Genomic DNA, 5,433 nt, shown 5'->3' on the forward strand with positions numbered 1-5,433 from the left:
CCACTGATGACGGTAACGCTCTTGCTCAGCAGCGCGCCATTGAGAGAGTAGTCCAGAACCTGCTCGGTGCGCGAGCCGTCCGCGCCGATCGACACGATGTCCCAGGCTGTGTCTACTGGCGAGGCGCCGCCGTCGAGATAGTGCTTCACCGAATTCGTCAGGCCGTCAGCACTGGTGGTGGTGACGGTGGTGCCGATCAGCGTGGTGCCGGCGCCATTGTAGGTCGAGACGGTCTCGGTCAACGAATTGTCAGTATTGATGACGATGGAGGATGTGGTCACCTCATCGAAGCTGCCCGCGCCGGCATGGTCAGTCCGGACTGTCTTGCTACGTGCATCGGCGCTAGTTGTCGTTACCGTCTTGTCAAGAAGTGTGCCATTGTTGCCGGTGTCCGTCACGGTTTCCACCCGGCTGCCATCCGCATTCACAGCCGTCGTATCCGTGGTGATGTAGTCGAAGCTGCCGGTGCCCGCGTGGTCAGCGTTGGTTGTCTTGATCAACCCGTTGGCGCTTGTTGTAACGGCAACTTGGTGAATCATCGCCCCATTGGTGGCTAGCTGCTTCGTCGTCGTGCTGGTCGAGCCGTCCGCATTGCTGACAAAGATTTCGGACTGATCCCAAATACCGTCCCCGTTCTGGTCGAGCAGAGTCGTGACAGTCTTGGTGTCAGCAGTGATGGTCCTGGCTGTCCGGTCCTTTACCGAACCATCCACATTGAAATTCGTGCTCGTCGCAGTGCGGGAGCCATCGGCATTCACGACGGTATTATCGGTCTGTGTCCGGTCGAACACGCCGTTGCCCGCATCGTCATATTTGATGGTCTTGTTGAGGCCGTTGGCGCTGACCGTCACCACATTTTCGAAAGCCTCGGAACCATCGGCGTTGTCGCCGAGGATATCCGTCGTGACAGACCCGTCGGCATTGGTCGTCTGGGTCTGATGGATCAGATAGCCATTGCTATCGCTCGCCAACACCGCGTCACCGACCTGCCCGGTTGTGCCGTCGGACTTGGTGTAGGTTGTCGTACCCGTGATGGCCGAGCCGTCACTGAACGTCTGGCCGCTGCCCGTCGGCGTCAGGTCTATCGAGGTGATACCAAGCGAGGCCAGCGATACCATCTGCCCATTGACCATGACCTTGAACAGGCTCCAGTCGGTATCGCCGGCGTCGAGCTTTCCGTTGTGGTTGGTATCAAAGACATCTTTGAGCGCCTGAAGATCGCCGGTCGCCGACTGATCCCATTTCGTGAAAGCAAACTGATTCTGCTGATGAATCTTGCCGTCACCGTAGAGATCCAGAGCAAGAACCCCGTTGCCCGCGCCGGCCCAGGCTGTGCGGTGCTGATAGCCATCGCCATCAAGATCGAGGAACTGCGATGAGGTCGACAAGGTGTCGACGGAAAGGCCGTTGCCGGACAGGTCAAGCACCACGGGTTTGCTGGAGCTGCTTCCTGAAGAATCGCCATTATAATGACCGGCGTGGTCATTGCTGGACGTCGCGCTTGTTCCGCTGGTGGACGAAGTACCGCCGGTGGACGAAGTACCGCTGCTAGGGCCGGGGCCGCTGGTATGGCTGGCCGCGCTGCTGCTGTAGTTGCCGTTATGATCATAGCCGGTGGTGGAATACCCACCAACGTCGTTTATGGGACCAGACCTGGTGGCGCCCGCCTCGGTTGTGTGATCGGACATGCCAGCCTGAGACAGTTTCCGATCGATCATCGTCTGCAAGTTGGGATCTTTCGGATTTATGCCCAGTCTTGCCGCAGCTTGTTCAATCGATGCCCTGGTGGTCGCGGCAGACAATCCTTTATCTATTTGGGTCTGAGTAGCCTCGCCGAGGATGTCGATTGGAATAGAGCTTTGCTGGCCATCGACGATGACCGACGGTGGCACGACAGCAGTTGGGATCGCCACACGGACAGGGGCAACTGGGGTGGGACGGACACGGGCGCGAGCCACAGCGGCGGGGGCGACGATGGAGGCATAAGGCTCATCCGGGGTATATATCGTATTGAGAATAGTGCCAGGCGTGATTGGCGTATAGTCTGGAACCTCCATAGGGACTGTCCCGGTCACCAGATTAACAGTCGGGGCCTGTGTATAAGATGGATTCTGGACGCCAGTCTGCACACCGCCAAGAAAACCAACATCGGGAGAATACTCGTAGCCGAGGTTATGGCCAGTCCGATTACCACTCTGCGTGGCCCCGCTCGTGCCGAAAGTGTCGGACGTTCCATAGTCAACGTCATGGCCAGTCGGGTTCCCGCTTTGCTCCGGAGCCCGCGCGTCAGCTTCGGTGGCGCGGCGCGCAGCCTCTGCGATCGCCTGGTCTGTCTTGTAACTGCCAAAGCCAGAAACGTCGGTGCTTTTGGCAATAGCGGCCTGGCGCTCTTCCTCCGCAGCTCGCGCCGCCTCGGTCGACTCAGAACGCATCGCATTAGATGTAATACCCTCGACAGCGATTGCACCAACTAGGCCGCGATTCTGTCCCGCCCAGTCAGCGGGTGTCATGCGCTCTTTGGGCGAATCCCAACCAGTCCAGGCCTCGAGTGTTCCATCATACAGTTGCTGCAGAGCAACAGCGTCGTAGGCAAACTGCAGATTTGGATAGTGTGGTCTGCTTTCGGTGGAAGCTAGGTCATACGCACTTCCGGCAACACCTGCCAAGTACGCACTGTTTCCTTCTTGTGACATCGCTGCCGAAAAAGCGAGGCCGGGCGTGTATGCGTCTTGGCCCCACGTATAGTTTAAGCCAACGTCAATTCCGAAAGTAGCGAAACTGCCCAGCGGACCAAGCATAGCGTCAACTGCAGCGTCGACTCCGAACGAATTCACACCCTTACTAACGCCAGCAAAACCATGCGCACCCTCGACATAACCTAAATCAGCGCCAGCTCCAAAGCTCACTAGCGATCCATTGTCGTCTATACTCCACCCTAAACTGTATATTCCTGCCTCCAAAGTAACATCAACATAGTATGATCCAGAAACGCTGACAATAGATTGCTCACCGAATAAACTAAGAGTTGATCGATATCCGACGCTAAAGCTAATTCCGCCGATTTCAGGTAAACCGATGACGGAGCCCCAACCGCTTTTATTAACAATGTCCAGTGACATGGCGCTTCTCCAAAGAAATCGTGCCTTAAGATACCAACCAAGATGCGGATGTCATTATAATAATTATTGCTATCTGAGAACTTCTTAAAGATTTCACCGTAATCTTCGGGTCGTTTGCTAAATTAAGTTTATTGTTGTGCTTATCATAATTCACTAAAACGTAAGCCGTCATAAACATCAGAAGGATAAGAACCAACCGCCCTTGGTTAAGATTCTGTAACTGACTGCCTTTGTTGGATATAACTAAGTATCCGCCGATGCCTTTTGACAGAAGTAATAGGCATAAAAATTCGTAAATAAAACAAAGAATGAACAGAATTCTAAATGTGCCTATAAATTTTGTCTTTTCCATTGTTATTTACCTCATCGTTCATGGAACTCCGCCTCTTTTGCAGACAAGATTTTCAAATCGGTATCAAGTCTATAAAACTTCTCTCACCCAGAAATCCGAGGCACGCCTACGCGCCATGGATCATTGGTTTCGTTAAGTGCGATACACTTCGCAAACGTATAGTTCTCGCCCTGATGCATATGGCAGTAATTCGGAGCTACACATCGATGACATATCCGCCTCCCAGCAGCCTGGCGCCGCCGGCTCGCAACAAACGATCTGTCTCCTTGATTGCCGTGCCCGTCGTCACATGGATGAGGACATACCTGGCATTGCGGCTGTTCGACCACAGCACGATGCCGCGAACCAGGCGCGTAAAAACTATTGCAGACAGGAAACGGCCGCAACGTTGCGTATCGACGGCAATGAGGTGAGTGGTGGTCATCAATCCGCCTTCGCCGATCATGTATTCGCCGGCGGAGAACCAGGCCAGACCGGCCAGTTTGCCCCGGGCTTCGGCCACGAGCAGACATTGGTTCGGCGGCGAACGACTGATCTGCTTTTCGATCTCGTCGAACTTCGCCTCGGAAAAGGGAATGTCTGCAAAGATGGTCCGGGCATGGTGCTGGCGAACAAGTGGACGTATCGCCGCCCAGTCTCCATCTTCAGACAGGCGCACACGCACGATGCTCTGCCGAGGGCTCTGTTGCGCGGACTTTTCGGCATGCCGCAAAGTCTCTGCCTCAGCGCGCATGACACGTGACCTGAGACCCTGAATCTCCTCCAGTTTTTGGTAGAGTCCGTCTGATCGAGGAGACGGACGAATGAAGCGTTCACGGTTCACGGAACAACAGGTCATCGCGATTTTGAAGGAGCAGGAGGCGGGGATGAAGACCGCCGATGTCTGCCGCAAGCACGGGATCTCGGAAGCGACGTTCTACAAATACAAGGCCAAGTTTGGCGGCATGGACGTTTCCGATGCGCGCAAGCTGAAGGCGCTGGAGGAAGAGAATGCCAAACTGAAGAAGCTGCTGGCCGAGCAGATGCTGGACAACGCCATCCTCAAGGATGTCGCTGCAAAAAAATGGTGACGCCCGATGCCAAGCGAAGCGCTGTGGTCCACGCCTGCGATCAGCATGGGGTGAGCCAGCGTCGGGCGTGCAAGGCTCTTTTCGTCGATCGCTCGAGCGTTCGCTACAAAAGCATCCGGCCCGATGATGCTGTCTTTCGAGCCGCGATGAAGACGGTTGCCGCGCAGCGGCGGCGCTTCGGCTACCGGCGCATCCACATCATGCTTGAACGGCAAGGGATGGTGATGAACCAGAAGAAGCTACGGCGGCTTTACCGGGAGGAGAAGCTGCAGGTTCGCAGGCGTGGCGGCCGCAAGCGGGCCCTGGGAACGAGAAGGCCGATGATCGTGCCGGGCCGGATGAACGAGCGCTGGTCGCTCGACTTTGTCAGCGATGCCTTCACGGACAGCCGGCGGTTCCGGGTTCTGGCCGTCGTCGACGACTTCACGCGGGAATGCCTGGCGCTGGTCGCGGACACGTCGCTGTCAGGCGCCCGCGTGGCCCGGGAACTGGACGCCATCATCGCCCATCGCGGCAAGCCCTGCACGATCGTCTCCGACAACGGCACCGAACTGACCTCGATGGCCATCCTCAAATGGTGCCAGGAGAGCGGCGTCGAATGGCATTACATCGCGCCCGGCAAGCCGATGCAGAACGGCTTCGTGGAAAGCTTCAACGGCCGGTTCCGCGACGAATGCCTGAACGAAACGCTGTTTTCCACCCTCGCGGAAGCACGGGCGGCGATCCAGCTCTGGAAGGAGGACTACAACCGGCACAGACCACACTCAGCACTGGGCAACATCACGCCGAGCGAATTCGCCATGAAAATGGCACTGGAAAAACAGGCCGCATGAGGCCAGAAATGAAACCCCGGACTCTCCACTGAGCTGGAGCAAAGATGGGTCTCAGGTCA

At 56.4% G+C, this 5,433-nt stretch carries 3 protein-coding genes; 1 reads left to right on the top strand and 2 read right to left on the bottom strand.

Annotation, left to right across the window (positions count from 1 at the left end; translation table 11 throughout):
* Nucleotides 1–3,119, bottom strand: a 3,119-nt coding sequence (locus A3AU_RS1000000139200) for an autotransporter outer membrane beta-barrel domain-containing protein (RefSeq protein WP_470362444.1), incomplete at its 3' end; no start/stop codon positions are given.
* A 548-nt stretch (nucleotides 3,120–3,667) separates the two neighbouring features.
* Complete coding sequence (locus A3AU_RS0127350) at nucleotides 3,668–4,135, bottom strand: GNAT family N-acetyltransferase (protein WP_154674683.1); 468 nt, start codon at nucleotides 4,133–4,135, stop codon at nucleotides 3,668–3,670.
* Nucleotides 4,136–4,274: 139 nt separating this feature from the next.
* Here A3AU_RS0127350 and A3AU_RS0127360 point away from each other — a divergent pair.
* Nucleotides 4,275–5,374 (top strand): IS3 family transposase gene (locus A3AU_RS0127360; protein ID WP_154674525.1). Its coding sequence is split into 2 segments (ribosomal slippage): nucleotides 4,275–4,527 and nucleotides 4,527–5,374, totalling 1,101 coding nucleotides; the frame shifts between segments, so codons are not numbered across the junction.
* The last annotated feature ends 59 nt before the right edge of the window (nucleotides 5,375–5,433 follow it).

This window comes from Mesorhizobium erdmanii USDA 3471 (assembly GCF_000472705.1).
Lineage (GTDB): Bacteria > Pseudomonadota > Alphaproteobacteria > Rhizobiales > Rhizobiaceae > Mesorhizobium > Mesorhizobium erdmanii.